The 18,964-nt window shown below is 55.6% G+C and carries 14 protein-coding genes; 6 read left to right on the top strand and 8 right to left on the bottom strand.

Features of this window, described 5'->3' with window-relative positions; translation table 11 throughout:
- Positions 1 to 52 precede the first annotated feature (52 nt).
- Positions 53 to 1,057 (bottom strand): hypothetical protein, encoded by a 1,005-nt coding sequence (locus tag KO492_RS04195; protein WP_216043817.1) that lies wholly within the window; start codon positions 1,055 to 1,057, stop codon positions 53 to 55.
- A 168-nt stretch (positions 1,058 to 1,225) separates the two neighbouring features.
- Here KO492_RS04195 and KO492_RS04200 point away from each other — a divergent pair, with 168 nt between their 5' ends.
- Both KO492_RS04200 and KO492_RS04205 read left to right on the top strand, forming a co-directional pair.
- A complete protein-coding gene (locus KO492_RS04200) occupies positions 1,226 to 3,451 on the top strand; it encodes a glycosyltransferase family 2 protein (RefSeq protein WP_216043818.1) in 2,226 nt (741 codons plus the stop codon).
- 117 nt (positions 3,452 to 3,568) lie between these two features.
- On the top strand, positions 3,569 to 4,504 hold the full coding sequence (locus KO492_RS04205; RefSeq protein ID WP_216043819.1) for a hypothetical protein: 936 nt from the start codon (positions 3,569 to 3,571) through the stop codon (positions 4,502 to 4,504).
- Between the two features lie 30 nt (positions 4,505 to 4,534).
- Here KO492_RS04205 and KO492_RS04210 read toward each other — a convergent pair whose 3' ends face one another.
- From KO492_RS04210 to KO492_RS04225, 4 genes are all read right to left on the bottom strand, one after another.
- Positions 4,535 to 5,257, bottom strand: coding sequence for a sialate O-acetylesterase (locus tag KO492_RS04210; protein WP_216043820.1), 723 nt, complete (start codon positions 5,255 to 5,257; stop codon positions 4,535 to 4,537).
- Positions 5,258 to 5,368: 111 nt separating this feature from the next.
- The gene (locus KO492_RS04215) at positions 5,369 to 6,118 is read right to left on the bottom strand and encodes a hypothetical protein (protein ID WP_216043821.1); all 750 of its coding nucleotides are present in this window, start codon (positions 6,116 to 6,118) and stop codon (positions 5,369 to 5,371) included.
- Positions 6,119 to 6,131: 13 nt separating this feature from the next.
- Positions 6,132 to 8,270 carry a sulfatase-like hydrolase/transferase gene (locus KO492_RS04220; protein WP_216043822.1) on the bottom strand — a complete coding sequence of 713 codons (2,139 nt, stop codon included), beginning with the start codon at positions 8,268 to 8,270 and terminating at the stop codon, positions 6,132 to 6,134.
- Positions 8,267 to 10,531, bottom strand: a complete 2,265-nt coding sequence (locus tag KO492_RS04225) for a hypothetical protein (protein WP_216043823.1) — start codon at positions 10,529 to 10,531, stop codon at positions 8,267 to 8,269. The genes KO492_RS04220 and KO492_RS04225 overlap by 4 nt, the downstream gene beginning before the upstream one ends.
- Positions 10,532 to 10,763: 232 nt before the next feature.
- On the opposite strand from KO492_RS04225, the gene KO492_RS04230 reads away from it, so the two are divergent.
- The 3 genes from KO492_RS04230 to KO492_RS04240 are packed head-to-tail and all read left to right on the top strand — an operon-like array spanning position 10,764 to position 13,521.
- Positions 10,764 to 11,600, top strand: coding sequence for an alpha/beta fold hydrolase (locus KO492_RS04230; RefSeq protein WP_216043824.1), 837 nt, complete (start codon positions 10,764 to 10,766; stop codon positions 11,598 to 11,600).
- Positions 11,597 to 12,574 carry a formylglycine-generating enzyme family protein gene (locus KO492_RS04235; protein ID WP_216043825.1) on the top strand — a complete coding sequence of 326 codons (978 nt, stop codon included), beginning with the start codon at positions 11,597 to 11,599 and terminating at the stop codon, positions 12,572 to 12,574. The genes KO492_RS04230 and KO492_RS04235 overlap by 4 nt, the downstream gene beginning before the upstream one ends.
- A complete protein-coding gene (locus KO492_RS04240; RefSeq protein ID WP_216043826.1) occupies positions 12,571 to 13,521 on the top strand; it encodes a phosphoadenosine phosphosulfate reductase in 951 nt (316 codons plus the stop codon). The genes KO492_RS04235 and KO492_RS04240 overlap by 4 nt, the downstream gene beginning before the upstream one ends.
- 365 nt (positions 13,522 to 13,886) lie before the next feature.
- Here KO492_RS04240 and KO492_RS04245 read toward each other — a convergent pair whose 3' ends face one another.
- Together KO492_RS04245 and KO492_RS04250 are read right to left on the bottom strand one after the other, a co-directional pair.
- Entirely contained in the window at positions 13,887 to 15,008 is a 1,122-nt protein-coding gene (locus KO492_RS04245) for a polysaccharide biosynthesis/export family protein (protein WP_216043833.1), read from the bottom strand.
- 193 nt (positions 15,009 to 15,201) lie between these two features.
- Complete coding sequence (locus tag KO492_RS04250) at positions 15,202 to 16,710, bottom strand: MDR family MFS transporter (protein ID WP_216043827.1); 1,509 nt, start codon at positions 16,708 to 16,710, stop codon at positions 15,202 to 15,204.
- A 430-nt stretch (positions 16,711 to 17,140) separates the two neighbouring features.
- On the opposite strand from KO492_RS04250, the gene KO492_RS04255 reads away from it, so the two are divergent.
- Entirely contained in the window at positions 17,141 to 18,136 is a 996-nt protein-coding gene (locus KO492_RS04255; protein WP_216043828.1) for a Hint domain-containing protein, read from the top strand.
- 45 nt (positions 18,137 to 18,181) lie between these two features.
- Here KO492_RS04255 and KO492_RS04260 read toward each other — a convergent pair whose 3' ends face one another.
- Positions 18,182 to 18,829: a hypothetical protein gene (locus KO492_RS04260; protein WP_216043829.1), complete on the bottom strand. Its 648-nt coding sequence runs from the start codon at positions 18,827 to 18,829 to the stop codon at positions 18,182 to 18,184.
- Positions 18,830 to 18,964: the final 135 nt, after the last annotated feature.

Below are 18,964 nucleotides of genomic sequence, written 5' to 3' on the forward strand. Positions count from 1 at the left end.
TTATGATTTTCCAAAGACTGCCACGTTGCCCTGAACCGATTTGCAGTCTGAATTACTCAAACAGGGTCACAGCCTTCTCTTCAATGGTCGCGCGGCATTCTTTGACGAATTTCTTGTCCACAAGAAAATCCCGACAAATCTTGTCCATCGACAATTCGCCCTTGAGAGCTTCCAATCCGATTTTGGCCTGAAACGCCGGATCCGTGACAGGGGCTTTGGCATTGGCGTTGGGCTTCTTGGCCGGAATAGGAGCTGCGGCGGGATCGATGGCATGTTTCTTGATCAACCCATCCATGAAAGACCCACGGCGCGGCGTGTTGTTTTCCTTTTCCTCCAGGCGCGGCTTCATCCGGCGTGCCCAGAAATGCACCCCGCGGGTGTCTTCAGTGAACCGCTCTTCGGGCTTGAACCGGCTCAGGATCAGGTGGTTTCGTTCCTTGAAACTCACCGGATAGAAGGCCGCTTCGGGTTGGGCATGTTCGATCTCTCCGGTCTCGATGAGAAAATGCGTGACAGAGGACGGCCCTGTGAACCCCCAGGTCTGTTCCGTCATATGAACCGGCGTGCCAGCATCGCGCTCGGCCTCAAGCTCGGCGATCTGCTCAGGCTTAAGCCACGGGGCGATGGCATATTCGTCCTCGAAAAACTCCAGCAAACCGTTGAGCGTCTTACTGTCCGACGGCAAGCCCAGAACCGCGTTACACACCAGCCCGGGCTTTTCCCAGCCAAAGACATAGGGAGAGCTGTAATCAAAGGGCCGGTAGCAATACATATCCGCATCAACCCAGATCTTGTCGGTCTTTTTGAGCAGATTAAGCCGCCACATATCCGCGTGGATCGCAGGGCTGCCCGTGCGCGCATGGCGCAGCATCGGCTCGGCAGGATAAATATCAGCGGCATTGGCGATGTGAACACCCGGCGGCACATTCGGGATCGGCTCATAGGAATAGAGCGTGATGTGATGTCCCTGATCGGCAAAACTCTTCAGGCAAAGCTGTTCAAGCCAGCTCAACTTGCCACCAATCCACAAGGACGCAATCTCGGGTAACCTGTCCATTTTGCCGAATACCTGCTCTTTTTGACCTGACAATACGCCCCCGAGCCTATCATAATCTGCCTGAGGGGCCACTGCCGAAAACTTGACACATACTACCCCATGTGAGACCCGTTTATGAAAGAAATCAAGCGACAAGACCGCTTGGCGTGAGATGAGGACAGGCCTGGTATGGCACAGCTACAGCGGCATCATATCAAAGCCGTCACTCTCGGCACATCAACTGTTCTGGCCGCTCTCGACACGGGTGACGGTCAGGCGCATCTGTTTTTCAGCAAGGGTTCGCAGCTGAGTCCTATCATGGCGGAGAACCTTCTGGCTGGCGCGGAGATCCGCAGTGTCGGGGATGCGCCGTGGCTTACGCGCCCCTGTCCCGCGGGCAAGATACAAACCTTTGTCGACAGCAAGCTGGTCGAAATTCCGCTTAAGCAGCCACAGCTTGACATGATGTCCGGTCGCAACGTGGCACTGGCCACACGCAATGGCGAGACCGCCGAGACTGTTCTCCAGTGGCTTGCCTATCACGCCAAGCATCAGGGCATGACGGGCGCAGTAATCCTCGATCGCGCAAAGCCCGGCACAGATGAAGCTTTTGTCAAAGCCTTGAGCAAAGGGCTGAAAAAGCTGAAGGATATGACCGTAGTGCTCGTCGATTGCGACGTGCCCTTGGGGCAGCCCGACACGGCGCCGGAACATCACCCTTACGCCACCCCCGGCGCGCCGGGCAAGGACCGGATGGACGTGCCGCAAGCGGATCCTTGGAGCGCGCCTTTGGGCGATGTTCTGATCTATGAAATGCTGCGGCATCTGTTCTTGTCCAAGGCCCGTGCCGTGGCCAATATCGAGATTTACGATCTGGTCCCCGCCGACCCGCGCGGCACCATGTTCGATCTGGCCCAGGATGCCAAAAACGGCGTAGTGCAACTGGTCGGCCAACAATGCTACCCGTGGCGGGTGCGCGAAGATGACCCCGTGCAATTTGCCGACCACATCTGTGTCCAGTTCGACGCCCAAAAACGCCGCGGGCGCTGGTGTGCGGCCATGTCTGTTCTGCCGGATCGGGCCGTGTTCCGGCTGGTGCGCATCGGCGGGGTGGAGCCTGCTGTCTCCTACCCGTTCTACCGTTTTATGGCCCTGCGTCATCGCGCACCGTCAGTGTCGAAAATCGTGCCCAAAGCCTCCTTGATTGAACATGCGCCACTACTGAAAATGGCAAAGCGGGAATGGAAGCACCAGCCGGTCCTGATGCCCCAAGAGGACATCACCAAACCGCCCAAAGGTGACAATTCCGTTGCCATCGTCACCTGTATGAAAAACGAGGGGCCCTTTATCCTTGAATGGCTGGCCTATCACCGCGCCATAGGGATCGAAGGTTTTCTGGTCTACACCAACGACTGCACAGATGGCACGGATGAGCTGCTCGATCTGTTGCAGGAGAAAGGCTACGTCCAACACCGCGACAACAAGTTCCACGGCACGGGGCTCAAGCCTCAACACCACGCGTTGCAGCAAGCCGAGAAAGAGCCCATCATCATGGAGAGCGACTGGGCCATTTCCATGGATGTGGACGAGTTCATCAATATTAAGGTCGGGGACGGGACTATGACCGCACTGTTTGACACAGTGCCGGATGCGAACCTGATCTCCTGCACATGGCGGCTCTTTGGCAATAATGACGTGCATGAATACGAAGACCGCTTTCTGGTCGAACAATTCTTCCGCGCCGCCCCCGAATTTGCCAACAAACCGCATCAGGCTTGGGGCTTCAAAACCCTCTTCAAAAACGTCGGCCTGTTCAAAAAGCTTGGGGTGCATCGTCCCAAGGGCCTCAAACCGCAGGTCTGGGACAAGATCCGCTGGTACAACGGATCGGCCAAACCGATGCCGGAGGGCGAATACCGCAACGCATGGCGCTCCAACGCCTCGACCTATGGCTATGATGTCGTCCAGCTCAACCACTACGCCGTGCGCTCTGCCGAGAGCTTTCTGGTCAAGCGCGATCGGGGACGCGTGAACCATGTGGATCGGGACCAAGGGCTGGCCTACTGGTTCCGCATGAACAACAATTTTGAAGAAGAGCGTTCGGTTCAGCGCATGATCCCCAAACTCCAGAAAGAATTCGACCGTCTCATGGCCGATCCGGACATTAGAGCCATGCATGACGCCTGTGTTGCCGCCCATAAAAACAAGATCGCGGAACTGCGGGCCACAGAGAACTACAGCAACTTCTACGCAGAACTGACCGGCGCACGGATGGAAAAACTCAGCCGGATGCACCGCCATTTTGGCGCTAACGTCTTCCTCTCAGGCCCCGAATGCGTGCCCGACGAGGTGTTGGAGAAAGATGTGGGCGAGGAGTTCTTTTTCACCGTAGAGCGCGGTGAAACGGCGCATTGATGTCATGCGTGTTCCACATCGCATGAACCACGGGTTTCAGGTGAGTATCCGGACATTCATACGACAAGAAAGATAGAAGTTATCACACTCTAACAAAGCGATTGTATCCAAGCACATATGACAGTCTACCTTCACATCGGCAGCCACAAAACTGGCACCACCTCAATTCAAGTTTTTCTTTCGGAAAACCGAAAAGCCTTCATGGAAGCAGGGCTCGCTTATCTGACTTATGGTCCCAAAGCTCCGGCAGCCAACATGTTGATCAATAAGATCGCGAGCCAGGACCCGAATATGGTCAAAAAAGCATGGAGGGTGCTGGCCAAGCAACGCGAAAACGCAGAACACTGCCTGATCTCAGCTGAGAACCTTTTTGCGACCTCCCCGAATATGTTGAAAACGGCCCTGCACGCAGAGCTCGTTCGTCCCGGTGAAGATGTTAAAATAATTTGCTATCTTCGCCGTCAAGATGAGTATCTTGAGTCATTGTTTTTACAAAGATTGCGTAACGGCAGAACCCGACAGTCACTTGAAAAGTTCATCCAAAGCAGGATCTCCCTTGGCAGAGGACGTTATACGAAAACTCTTGATCTGTGGAAAACGGCATTCCCTGAAGCCGAAATCTTGGTGAGAGTTTATCAGCGCAACAAACTCATAGGGCAGGATGCCATTGAGGACTTCTTACACTTAATCGGTATGGAGAAACTCAAGGCATTGCAGGCCACCCCACAAGAAGCCAATCCTCGCGCCAATCGGGATCTATATGACCTGCTGCAGCTGGTCGCCCAAAACACAAAGTACGATGTCGCCAAGGTAAATGCCCAACTTGTAAAAGCAGATCTGCCTCATACAGGGGCTGGTCGTAATCTTTTGTCAGATGAACAACGAAAAGAGATATTTAACCACTTTAAGGACGAAAATATAAAGCTTGCGGAAAATTACCTCAATCAAGACACTCCACCCTTTGACCCGCCTCACAGCCCCGCAAACAACCATTCGTCTTTCAGCTGTGAACAACTGGAACTTATTGGAAAATTGTTATCCGCACTTCCGTAAGTATTTCCCAAACAGGCCTCAGTCCACACCTTACCTTTGCTGTTGATAAAGACTGTTTGCCGCACGTCGCCCCAGCTCGAACAACCCACGGTAAGTAAAATGTACCCCGTCAGGCTTCGGGAAATCCGCAGTCTTAATCATCGAGACATTCTCAGCTTTCATAGCTTTGAATGCAGCATTAACAGGGGCAATATACGGAAATTTCGGATTTGTAGTGCTGAGTTCAGCACAAACAACTGGCAGCCGGCAAACGCCTAATTTTACACGAAAACTTTCTAAAAACTCAGAAAACCGTTGCTGGTAAGCCTCCGCCCACTCAAACCGCTTGGCGTCTTCTTCTCCTTGAAACCAAGCTAACCCGACTAGTCGATGCGGCTGAGACGTAAGTGCATCACTCGTTTCACGAAGAAGTTCAGAAAATTTCCGGCCTGGCAAATGCGGGTGATATTCACGCCAAATACTTGCCCCGCCTTTGCACACTTTCACTATATGCAACGGCTTCCCTGTGGTTTTAGTCCAAGCTCGAGCAAAGCCAACCTCAGGCCCTGCCCCGTATTTTTGATAGCCCGAACCAACTTCAAGCGGCGCCCAAACTTTATTGTGCCAAATACTGGCTCCAAGGCAAGCACGCCGTGCAGGCAATATTTTTCCCAAATTGCTACGGTAGCCACCCATATTGGACTGACCGGACAATATCACCAAATCGACGGGGCCAGCGGTTTCATTGTTTTTAAGTATGGACTGTTTAGACACAAACTGTCTCCCAAAAATGGTTCTGTTGCACACTCACAGGTCTCGGGCCCAGACTTCCCTCCACAACAAACCATCTCAGCATCACCGGGAATCCCTCGCTCCGCGAGTAAATCACGTACCCACGCCTGTCGTAGCATATGGAAAGCCAAGGAGGGCCTCGTTCTCCATATTCAGGTTCTCCATCACGAATGCGCGGTCCTTCGGGATAAAGGTGGCATATTCTTGTTGGCGCCCTTTACCCTCGACATCTCCGGGGAGAGCAAAGTGTGACACATCCTTTTTCACAGGCAGAAAATCCGGCGCAGCATGTAAATCGAAATGCTCGGCCATTTGTTTCACCAGAGAGTGAGGCGCATCCCGAGCCTCGTCAAATCTCAGGATGATCCAGTTCCGATACAGGTTTCGTACCTTTAACTGGCTCGCCAGTTTCAGGTTGCGCAATTCAACGACATTCTTAATCCGCTCTCCCGTCATCGGGTGACGCTCATACATCAACTCCTTGAAGCGCACGGGCAATTGACGCTGGTTCGGGATCAGATATCCGTTGAAAACTCCGGACCATTCGTGGCGCAGGAAACCCGAAAAATCGACATCGCGATACCAGTAGTCAACCTGATGCGGGCTACGGTGCAGGCTTTTCAGCCACTCAAAAACATCCCGGACAACGACAACCGCTAGAGTGGTATCCAGTGCGAAGGGAGGGTTGACGAAATTATGCTTTTCCCAGTTATACCGTTTCCCCTGACGGATTGCGGGAAAGTTCTGCTTGATGAGGGTCTCGACGAAATTCGTACCGGAGCATCGCTCACCATAAATTTTGAAGGTTGTGATTTCCGTATCCAGTTTGGGAGATAAGAGCATGGGAAGGTGTCTTTCATTCAATATCGGCAAGCGCCTGACGCAAGACCGCCACATCGGTTGCAACAAAGCGAACCCGTTCGGTCCCGCAGGTCAGGAGCGCATCGCAGCCATCGGATGACAGGTCATACGGGCCAAGGGCATTCCAGTCCGAAATGTCCAACTCACCGCCTTTATAACCTTTCACGACCTGAGGTAGTCCGGTCCTTTGGAAGTGTAGCACCATGTCTCCGGGACCGACCTCAATCACGTTTGTGCCGCCGTCGATGGTCACATCTGAGGTGCCGGTATTGCCGTGGACGATATTCCTGCCGTCGCCTGTCGTAATGATATCATGGCCGGTTCCGCATATGATATGCGCGTCCCCCGTGCCGCCATGCACACGGTTTTCCGCTCGTTGGCATTCTATGCGATCATATCCGGACCCGCCGACGATTGTCGCATCAGCAAATCCGGCCTCAACGGTGTTGTCTCCGGCCTGAAGATAGGCCGTGATCGGGTCATGGGCCGTTTCAATCCGGTCATTCCCGCGCCCGCCAAAGATGCGCAATGCAATCCGCTGATGCCCCCCCATGAAGTCGATGTGGCAGCCCAAATCATTGCAGCGCACTTCAAGGTGTTCAGCCTTGTCCCCGATGTCCCCGGGATAATACAGCTCCCTCCAGGCCTTGGGCAAATCAATGCTCATGTCCGTGCGCGGGCGCAAGAAATACCGGCGCCATCCGGGATAGTCGGGCATGTCCGAGTCGGGCGGCTCAAATGCGATCTGGCCGCTTGTCGGAGGGGACGCCGGTTGTTTCCCATGCTCCTGAACCGAGACATATTCGATTGGGCGCGGCTCACAGGTCTCATCATCACAGATAAACATGCCGTACTGGCTGGCCGTTTGCTTCAGGCGCGTCCGCATTTCGGAAAGCTTGGGATGATTGGGGCTGACATCACGCAATTGCCAGGGGTCGCTCTCCAGATCATACAGTTTTTCACTTCCGTCCTGATAATAAATGTAGCGAAACTGTCCATGACGGATGCCGGTCGAACCGAAAAAGAACGTGGGAACTGATCGGTCGTCCTGGACCGCGCCTTCAACCTGCGGGCGCAAAGACCGGCCGGGGCTGTCCTGCAGGGGCGGCAGTTGCGCGTAATCCATGACGGTTTGCCCGATATCCAGAAGCGCGACAGGGTCCTTGACCACCTGCCCCTTGTCCTGTCGCGGATCATAGATAATCAGAGGAACTCCGGCGGCCTCTTCCCAGAGCGTATATTTCCGGAAGCGCGCCTTGTCGCCCATGTGATAGCCATGATCTGCTGTGATGATCACAAGCGTGTTTTTTGCATGCGGGGAGGCCTGCAGCGCATCCCAAACACGTCCGATATGCCAGTCAACATGGCTGTAGCAGGAAAAATAGTTACGGATCGTCTTGCGCCATGCGGTTTCATTCTTGAGCGGAAAATTCGGCGGGAAAGAGGCCTCGGCAAAGGCATCAGATTCCCTTTTCTGCTTCCACTCTTCCGGCATGATGAAGTCGTTTTCATCATACATTTCCTTGAAACGGGCGGGCGTTCTGAACGGCGGGTGGGGGTTGTGAAACCCTGCTTCGCGGTAGAATGGCGCATCCCCCTCATAGCGGCGCAGGAAGTCGATCGCATAATCTGCAGAGGTATGGTCGTAATATTGACTGTCATTCGCCTCATCGGTGGTCCCGAGCCCCCTTCCGGCCCCGCCAAAATCCTTGTGGGGCGCCGTGCGGGACGGACCGAAGTGACATTCCTGTGCCTCGTGGGAATACAGGGCGTTATGAACTTCAGGCGGGCGAGGTTTGTAACCGTGGTGTATCTTGCCACCGGTCGAACAGAAATAACCGGCTTCCTTCAGGCGGTAGGACCACATTTGCTCGGGCCGGAGTAGTTCGAAAATCTCGCTGTAATTGTCGAAAATGCCTGTTTGATGTGGAGCCAGCCCCGACATGAAACTGGAACGCGAGGGACCGCAGACCGGCGTCTGGCAATAGGCGGCATGAAATGCTGTCGCCCGCGCACAGATGCGGTCCAGATTGGGGGTTTGAAGCTCCACGCCGAAAGCATTGCGAAAGCGCCAGAAGGCAAAGGCATCATCCATACTGATCAGCAGGATATTGGGCCGCTCGGGAGTTGTCATTGCACGCCTCCTGCCAGCTCGGACGGCATGACCGGAAGACGGCCCGACAGCGCATAGCGGTAGAGCCTTCGTTCGGGTTGCAGAAGGCTTGGTCTGGACCAGGTTTCACGCAATGCGCCATGGTTGGCCGGACGTTCTCCGTGGGGAGCATCCCGCATCATGCCCCAGGCATAGTTTACAGAAAGGCCGGGGCCTTCCGCGAAACGGTCGAGTGACAGAACAACCCGCTGCCCTCCGTGAAAGGCAGGCTCGAAATGCAAACCGGTGATCTGCGCGTCGTTCACACAGCCATCCAATGTGAATCCATGCGTGTTTCGGGCGACTTTAGGATCTAATTCCAAGGGAGTCATGGTGGCAAATTCGACCACCAGATCCGTGCCGCGCCGGAACACCTGACGCATGGAGGGACAGAACCAGCGTTCGCCATTTTGCGCGGCCCGCACGGCGAGGGCTTCAAGCTCATCCAGCCACATCCGGTCTTTTGGCGCAATCGTTGCAACTGTATCGGGCATGAATTCCAGCATGTAACTCGGGCTGGCCACCAATATGCCAAGACCCGGCTCGTGAATATCGAGCCGACCTTCAGCAAGGGCAACTTCGGATTTTCCGTTTGTCCGCGTGCCCGGCTTTTGCGTGACGATCACATGGGGGTAGCTGATCTGGTCTGCGGCGCGCGCGACATGTTCGCGTAGGGTGCGGATCGTGTCGATATAGTGGCTTGCGGCGGATAACTCGTCCATTGTGAGATCCCCCGCGAGCAGGTCCATGGAGATACGATCAACATACAAGATGCGATCATGTTCTTGGGCGCTGCTTTTCGCATCCTGAATCCGGTCCATAACATCTTGCAGATAGGAGGAGTCCGGATGGATCTCTGCGGCGGTGATCCCAGGTTTGGGGTGGGACAGGGCAAAAACGGTGCGTAGCGCACGGCAGTCGGCACGCTCATACGACAGCACGGCGACCCCTTGTGCTTCTGCACCTTGTGGAGCCGTGTCCTGCGACAGAAATTCGTCCCGTACGTGATATTCAAACCGCTCCGGCAAGGTGCGGGGGATGGCCGTTGTGCCGCCGATTGAAACCATGCCTAAGGCCACCTGAGGGCTTTGGGCCAGTGTGACACCATCGCGTTCTTCAAATCCCATCACCTGATGGCGATATTGATCGGACAGGTAGCGCAGGGTGACCCCGTCATCGGACAGGTTCCACACATTTCCAAGCGTTCGGGGCTTGCGTGACGGACGCTGAAGCTCTGTTCCTACAGTGATATGCGCATCGGTTTTGTTTTGCCTGCTCATCGCCGCAACGGCCCTTCGAGGGGTGTCGGCATCAGAGGAAGAGGCTGTGGAGGACGTGCCCTCTTTGCCTGCCTCCTGAGCCTGTCGGGCGCGGGCGCGTGTCCGGAACGCAGCGACAAAAGCGGGAATGCGATGTTGTTTTCCGCGTGCCTGAAGATGGTCTTCCATCGTCTTGCGGTAGAGATAGAGGTCTTTGCGTTTGCGTGTGGCGCTATAAAACCATTTTTCGGTCAACGTGCCGTCGATGGCTTTGGCCATCGTGTCTTTCAAAAGATCCATCCGACGCAACACCAGTGCCGTTTTATGACCCTGACCGAAGGATTTCAGAACCGATATTTTATCTTCGGGCAAGCGTTGGATCTGTTTCAGGTCCGGCGTGAAGAAAGGGTCCAGAATGACCCAGAGTTTTCTGACATTTCCAACCGTTTTGGCCGCATCCGAACGCGGCAATGTCCAGTCCTGAGCGCGTCCGGAGCCGAAACGTTTCTCCCAAGGCACAAGCTCTTCGGACAGGGTTGTCTGCGGGCTGAACGCAATAACATCACAGCCCGGCGCGAGATCTGCAAAGGCAAGCGCCCCGAACCCGCCCATGGACGTGCCAGCCATGACAACTCGATCAAAGCGGGCAAAAAATCCGTCTGCGGCCAATTTCTCCATCCGCTCGATCAGGCGGGCATCCCGAAACCAGGTTGGCCCCTGTGCGACAACGCCCAAGTGACTATGCCCGCTGTCCCGAATGAATTTCTCCGCCCATGCTTTGACATCATAATCGGGGTAACCGGCATCCGACAGGTTGTCGAAAGTGACCACGAGAACTTCAGGCCCGCGATCAACATGGATCAGAGCGTGTTCTCCCAGTTTTTCGTAGAAACCGTCATGGGCACCGGCGGGAAAAATTTCGCGATACCACTCAGGCAGCTTATCGCCAGATGCATCCTGTTGAGTGTCAGAGGTATCGGCCATAATGATCCTGCTCTTTTGATCCAATTTCCCGAAAACTTACGCTGATTAGCGTGCAAAGGTAAAGATTTACGCCGTATAACAAATTAGGCTATGTCTCATATCCGGACGGGTGATCCGGTACAGCGGGTAAATGGTCATGACAGAAAAGCAGTTATCGAGCCGCGCAGAAGCCTGGCGGCAGACCTTGCTGGCACAAGCACGCGACAAAGGTTTTTTTGAAGACGTTGGGGATATGCACAAGGCAATCTTTATCCCTGCCGAGGGAGAGAAGGCCGATACGCTCGTTGTGGTGTTCGACAACCTTGACGATGTGCGCCAGAAAACAGATCGCCTCCCTTGGGCCGTTGATTTCATCAGTTCGCAGGGGTGGTCCGCGCTCGGCTTTATGGCACATGGCGCAACATGGTATCGCGACGAGGCTGTGCTGGATTTCTTTGACCGTCTGAAATCCGAAAAGTTCTTTGACCGTTTCCGTCGGGTGGTGTTCTACGGCACCTCTATGGGGGGCTATGCCGCCTGTGCCTTTTCTGCCGCGGTTCCGGGGGCTACGGTCGTTGCCATCAACCCGCAGGCCACGCTTGCGCGCAAATATGCGGCATGGGAACGGCGTTTCCGTCCGGCATGGCATAATGATTTTTCAGGCCGGTATGGGTTTGCCCCTGACATGGTGGAGACCGCAGAAAAGGTCTGGTTGTTCTATGACAGCCGTATTTTTGGCGATGCGGCCCATGTCGCCCTGTTCAGGGGCGACAATATAGAAAAGGTCAAATGTCCCTTCATGGGGCACGGCATGTTGTCCGTCTGGCGCGACATGGGCATTCTGAAACCTGTTGTGTCGTCCTGTATCGACGGGACGGCGACACGTCGCAGCATTGCACGGCTCATGCGGAACAGACACACATCCCTGACGTATAAAAGGGCGGTCCTCGCCCACTTGCAAAAGAGCAAAAGGCACAGATGGGTCATCCGCTGGGCCGATGCTGTTATGCGTGAGCGGCGGGGGCCTGTTTTTGTCAAGGCAAGACAAGAGGCACTGGCAGCGATCAAAGCGCAACGAGGTGCGAAATGACGGCGCAACCGGAGCATGGCTGCTGTCACGGCACCACTCGGACGGAGGCCGCGTCCGCGCCTGTCGCGCCGGTCAAAAAGAATGCAGCCTCAGCCCGATTGAAACAAAAAATTACGGCTCTGTTGCGTCCTATTCCCGGCGGCATTTTCAACATGGGCACAAACCAGCCACGGTATTCCGCCGATCTCGACAGTCCGGCCAGACATGTCCGCGTGTCTCCCTTCATGCTCGGGGCCACGCAGATCACCAATGAAATCTTTGAGGGCTTCGTAGCCGAAAGCGGTTATCAGACAGTGGCTGAACGCGAAGGATGGTCTTTCGTTTTCCATATGTTTGCCCCTGATGAGGGCGCCGGCCTTGCCGGTCCTGTGGACGCCCCTTGGTGGCGCGCTGTGCCCGGAGCCTGCTGGCGTCACCCCGAAGGGCCGGAATCGGGTCTGGAAGGTCGGGAAGATCACCCTGTCCTGCATGTCAGTTGGGAAGATGCCGTCGCCTTTTGCGATTTTTGCGGGGTCCGTCTGCCGACAGAAGCCGAATGGGAATTCGCGGCGCAGGGCGGCCTGCAGAACACTTTGTTCCCTTGGGGCGATGATCCGCAACCTGAGAATAAATACATGCACAATATCTGGCATGGGCGCTTCCCGACCGAGAACACCGGCGAGGATGGTTTTGTCGGTGTCGCCCCGGCTCAAAGCTTCGCACCCAACGGGTACGGGCTGTATAACATGACCGGCAATGTCTGGGACTGGTGCGCGGACTGGTTCGGCGCCTTGCCCGCCGCCACAATGCCGCCGATCACCGACCCGACAGGTCCGTCACAGGGTCCCGGACGCGTTATGAGAGGCGGCTCGCATCTGTGCCATGCCTCCTATTGCCAGAGATATTTCGTACATTCCCGCACACATAACACGCCCGACAGTTCAACGGGCCATATAGGGTTTCGTGTTGCGACCCAAACAGGGGGCTTAGAATGAATAGTTCCGCCCAAACGGATAAACAGATTGCCTGGACCAACCAGCTCGAAAAGCTTGGCGCGGAACATGGCTTTTTCCGGCAGATTGACGCTGAGCACAAAGCCCTGTTCCTGCGCGGGGACGATACCTTGGTGGTGACCTTCGACAATCTGGACGATGCACGGCAAAAGGTCGAAGACAGGCTCCCCTGGGGAGTGAAATTCATCAATTCCCAAGGCTGGTCAGCACTGGGAATCGCAGCACACGGATGGACGTGGTATCGCACAGAAGAGGTTTGCGACTTTTTCGACGAATTGCGCGACAGCAAGTTCTTTGACCAGTTCAAACGGGTGGTCTTTTACGGAACATCTATGGCCGGATATGCCGCGGCGGCCTTTTCATCCGCCGCCCCCGGTGCAACAGTGATCGCCCTTTCACCGCAGGCAACCTTGGACCGCGACATAACAGGCGGCTGGGAAACGCGATTTCGTGCGGCTTGGCGTCGGGATTTTGACGGACGTTACGGATATGCGCCCGAAGAAGTCGCAACAGCCCGAAAAACATGGGTGTTTTATGACCCACACACAGATCAGGATGCCATCCACGCCGCTTTGTTCCGGCACCCGAATACCACACATATCAGATGCCGCCATTTAGGACATAATCTCGGGTCGGTGATGTCCATGATGGGGGCGCTGAAGCCTGTTGTTTATGGGCTGGTCAATGACGATCTGGATGAATCCGGCGTATACCGGCAGCTACGCTCCCGCCGCACGCTACCATATTATCAAAAGCTGCTTCTCAAGCGCCTGCAAGAGATGAAGCGGCCGCGCCTGACATATCGCTATTGTCACGCAGTGCTCAAGGCATCGCATCCGGCACGACGGCCGCACTTCGCCAATCAGATGAACCAGATCGCCAGACAGCTCGACCTGCCGGCTTATGATCCAGGAAAGACCTCTTTGTGATCATTGACAACTAGGGTCTGAACCCAATTCACCAACTGGGTGAAATCGCTTCTGCACGTTTCATCTGTCGAAAACGGGCGTGTTATGCCGCAACCTTCCTGATCAGTATAGCCTACATACGACTGTTTATAACTGCTATGTCCGGTTGAGAGAAACGCTGTGCCTGGCAGTGTGTTCTTGAAGCTCTGACGACTGCATGCAAAGACGCTCTCATCTTCATCGATCGTTAGACCTTCAAGGCACGCCGGGCGACAACAGGCGCAGGTGCGTGTCTGAAAAGTTCCGTTGCGTTGTCATTCTTGTATCCATTCGTTCAGGTTGGATACATCTTAGCACGCGTCCAGTTTTGCCGGACCACTTCAATCTTACTCGCCGATGCTGGCCAGCGAGTCGACAGAGCTGGTGGCGCCGGTAATTGCACCCAGAGTTTTCTGCCATTGGGTGAACGGCGCTTCGGTGACATAGATCGTATCGCCATCGCGGATCAGGAAGTCGCGGGCAAGGAACAGGCCGTTCGGCTGGGTCAGGTCCAGCATGTAGATCATGCGCTGGGGGCCGACCAGATCATCGCGGCCAAGCACCTGTCTGGCGATGGCTTCAGGTTCGTTGCGGAACACGAAAACCCCTGTGGGATCGGCGGAATTGGTTTGCAGCCCGCCGACTTGAGCGATTGCCTCAAGCGCGGAGAGATTGCGGGTCTCGAAATTGATGACGCTTTGGCCACCCGAGGCCCCAAGTGCAGTGAAGGAGCGCGGATCGGCTTCGACGAGAATACGGTCGCCGTCGCGCAGCGGAATGTCGTATTTCGGGTTCTTGTAGAGGTCTTCGAACCAGACCGCACCAGATTTGCTGCCGCGAATAACTTTGATCTGCGCGATATCCGGCTCGACCGAGACGCCACCGGCCTGCGCCAGCATGGCAGTCAGACGACGGGTGGGCCGCTGGATAGGATAAACACCTTGAGCGGCAATCTGACCGGTGATGGAGACCGTGGCCCCGTCTCCTGCGGCACGTGTGACCATGACCTGCGGATCAGGGGTCTGAGTGTCGAGCTTCTCGGTGATGATGCGGCGAATGGCCTCGGGGCTGTTGCCTGCGGCTTTGATACGGCCGGCATAGGGCACGAAGATGAAGCCGCTGCCGTCGACCTGCACCTCGGAAAGGACGGTGGCGTTGGCACTTTGACCAGCCAGCAGCCCGTCATCGACGTTTTCCCAGATCGTCAAGGACAGCATGTCGCCTGCGGCAATAGTATCGGAACCGACAAGGCCGGCGTTCTGGAACGCGGAGGAGAAGCCGAGTTCTTCGGTGATGGCGGTGGCCGCTGTGACGTGGTCATTGACGGCCACGACAAAGGAATCGCCTTGCTCCAGAACGGAGCCTGCAAAAATCTCTTTTTTGTTGGGACCGGATCGTGGAAGGGCACAAGCCGACAGACTCGCGGTGATGGCAACAAGCGCCACAGCGCGAATGATATGCGACGTCATAATTTGCACAGTTCGCCCCCCCGCCCAAATTTCAGCTGGTTTAGCCAACACGTTAACCAACAACGCCGCAAAAGCCACAGCAAGGACAATATTAATTCGCACCCCAGCCAGAAGCGTGTCAAGCGCGCTTGTCATTTCGACATCACACTGCGCGGCATTTCACAGCTAGCGCCAAAAATCTATGCCTCCCCTCTCACCCCGCCCGCTTACTCACCGGCATGAGCGTCGGGCGCAGCAGGATCGCGGCGGTCAGCCCGATGACCGAAAGCCCCGCCGCCACCATGTAGAGCCATGTGAAGGCATCCGAGAACAGCATACTGACCGCAATGCGGCTGGTCTCAGGTAGCGCGGCGAGCGCTTCAGGCGACAGGCTGGAGGGATCTGGAATATCACTCACATCTCCTGCCCCCGCCATCAGCCGCGCCGACAGAACCGCTCCGTAGATCGAAATGGCCAATGACGCCCCCGCCATCCGGCACAGCGTCACCGCGCCGGTCGCGGCACCAATATCGCCCTGCGGAGCCACCAGCTGCACGCCGATGACCGGCGATTGCTGCGCCAGACCAATCGACAGACCGCATGTTGCCAGCACAGCCCCAATCAGCCAAAGCGATGTTCCCACCTGAATTTGCGAGACCCCGATCAAGGCCAGCACGGAGAGCGTCGTGCCAGTGATCAGGAACGGTTTGTATCGCCCTGTATGCTCGATCAAACGCCCCGCCGTCAGAGACCCAACAGCAATGCCACAGGTGAGTGCAATGAAGAACAGACCCGCATGGGCGGGCGAGAGCCCCGTGGTCATTTGCAAAAACAGCGCATGATAATTGACGAGGCCAATCCCGACCCCGCCCGATGTCAGTGCCACGATCAACAGAAGCGGGAAGTTGCGATTGCGGAACAGGCTCAGCGGAATGATCGGCTCCGGCGTGCGGCGCTCGATGTGGACCCAAGCAATAGCAGACATGGTGGACAAAGCCAGAATGCCGAAGGTCACGGGCGTAAACATCCCGCCAAAAATCTGCGCCCCGTCAGCCCAAAGCACGATCAGCCCGATCGTCAGCGCCAAGGTCGCAGCCCCCGCATAATCGATCTTCGGCTGGCGGTTCGGGCGGACATAGGGCAGCAAGAGAAAGATGCCGGACAGAACCAGAATCCCGACAGGCAGGTTCACAAGAAATATCGAACGCCAGCCGAAATACTGGCTCATGGCCCCGCCCAGTGTTGGGCCTATGGAACCGGAGGCCATGAGGACAAGGCTGGAAAAGCTCTGATACCGCGCCCGTTCACGCGGCTCGAACAGATCGGCATTGATCGAGAAAATCGACACCATAATGCCGCCGCCACCCAGTCCCTGCAAAACACGCGCGGCAATCAGGCTTTCCATCGACCACGCCAAGCCGCAACTCAGAGAGCCGACCACAAAGAGCGAGATCGCAAACATCATCACATATTTGCGTCCGAACAAGTCCCCCAGCTTGCCATACACCGGCATGATGGCACTCTGCGCCAGCAGATACGCAGCACTGACCCAACCGAAGCGTTCAATCGACCCTAATTCAGCGACAATCGTCGGTAATGCGGTCGAGACGATCTGGTTGTCCAGCGTCGCCATGAACAGCGCCATCATCATGAAGGCGTAGATCGACAGCCGGCGGCGACGGGAGAGATGGGCAAGAGGAGCGGCAGGCGCAACCGTGGGCATTGCGGGTATCCGTGTGATGCGTGTTAGCGCCAGCGGTATGGGGCAGCCCAATAGGTGTCAACGCGCTTTGCGTCAGATGGCATATGCGGAAAGTACTCATCACAGCCTCTCGGCTGTATCTCAATGGATCTCCACACGCCTTGCCTACAGACAGGAAAGCAAGCCATGGTCGCCCTTGCTGTATCGGCCACGCCAGATGGGGGAGAGGGAATTTCTATCCATTCATAATTTCGCCCCATTCCCCCATATAATTGAATGTTAATTGTGGAATGCCCTACCCTGAAGCTAGCCACCAGAAATGCCCACATTAGCGCTACCCCAAAAGGTTTGTCGCTTGACGGACCAACGACAAGCCGCCCGCGGGGACACAAAGCCTACTTGTTAAATCCACCCGAAACACAGCAACACCTTTGTCTAGGAGAATGCAAACATGCCAACTGTCGCCATATGGTCTGCCTCCGACTTCGGCACCTCGAGCTATGTCTTTGGTGGAACCTTCACAATGACTGGCACGCCAGACGTGGCGGAATTTAGTGATGACGATGAGTTTTTTCATGATGGCCCACGCGATTTCGGCACTCCTGACGAAACGGGCGCTGACCAAATCCTCACCACCGATTTGATTGTCGACGGAGAAACCGTTGGGGTCGCTGGTGACCCTATCTACAACGCCGCTGAAGCTACCGTGATCAACAATACGACAGGCGAAACAGGAAAACTACTGTTCGTTACCGTAGGTGACGGAGGGCAAGGAACAGGTTTTGTAGGGTATGCGTCTACGATTTACATCAATCCCGGCGACAGCTTTACGATCTCTAATGTCGATGTCTCGAGTCAAAATGTGATCGAGGCATACACGGACATAGTTCCCTGTTTTGTCCGCGGCACGCCTATTTTGACCGACAAAGGCGAACGGCCCATTGAAGCCTTACGAAAAGGCGACCTGATTGTGACGAAAGATTCAGTTCTGCAACCGATCAGATGGATAGGATCCACAAGAGTACACGCAGACGATCGGTTTGCCCCAGTCGTTATTTCGGCTGGTGCTATGGGCAACTCCATTGAGTTGCGCGTCTCTCCGCAACATAGATTGCTCATTGAGGGCTGGAAAGTGGAGTTAAACTTAGGCGTATCTGAAGCTTTAATTCCCGCAAAACACCTTACGATGAACGAAGGTATATATATTGAAGCAGGTGGGTCAGTTGAGTATTTTCACATACTGTTTGATCAACACGAAATTATATATAGCGCAGGCATTCCGTCAGAAAGTTTCTATCCAGGAGCGCAGTCCATTCATGCCCTTGATGAAGATCAGCGCACTGAGATACTTACTCTGTTTCCAGAGTTAGCACATTCATCAACCAACTTTGGCTTGGAGGCTAGAACCTCGGTGAAAGCACACGAGGCGCGCGCGGTCTTCGGGTAAAGCTTCCCAGCAGCGTCTTGATGTTCAGTTCACTTTAGCCTGACATCACTGCCTCCTTGTTTCCTTCAGCCCCAAGCAAGGCGACAGCAACTCGGCCACAAGCGCGCAGAGGGTCGCATTTACCATTTCCAGCGCTTGGTCCCTCAACGCCTTCTTGCGCAGGTTGCGGGCAAGTTCCGAGCCACGCGTGGAGGCGTCCTGAACCAACAGGAGAAACGCGATCTCCTGTATCTGGTGCAAGGCCTGATCGGCTGCGTCCGGCTCCGCAATCGCTCCAAGCTCGGAAGGTCTGGCGCATTCACCCAGCAAAGACTTCAGGGCGGGCCCGTGTTTCGATGCCTCGCCTTCCGCAATGCAGATGTCGGTCATCTCCGCCATTCGGGACAGGAAGCTGCGCACGGGGATCGTTGCGCTTTGCGTGGTATAGCCAGAGCGGCGCTCCACATGCAGTTCAGGACTGTCCGGATCATAGCGCAGGGTCAGCCCGTCCGCCGAAACCTCTGACGCCACAGGATGCCCGAAGTGCCGACGCAGGCTAAGCGCCTCGGCATAAAGCACCAGTTGCAGAAGGTCATCCTGCGACACAGCGCAGGACATGCGCTGCAAGCCGCTTTGTCCGGCCACTTTATAATTGAGCGTGAGTTTTGCGCCGCCGTCCTGCTGCGCCTCAATCGAAAATATCCTGGCAGTCATTGAGCTGAATTACAGGCAAAGCCCCTGAAAGGGCAATCGCTGTCTGGGCCAGACTTCACCATAGGAAAAAACATGCGCATCACCGCGCCCCAGACATTCCGTGCATATTTAAACATACACAGATCATGCACAGAA

This window comes from Celeribacter halophilus (genome assembly GCF_018860305.1).
GTDB classification, from domain to species: domain Bacteria; phylum Pseudomonadota; class Alphaproteobacteria; order Rhodobacterales; family Rhodobacteraceae; genus Celeribacter; species Celeribacter halophilus_A.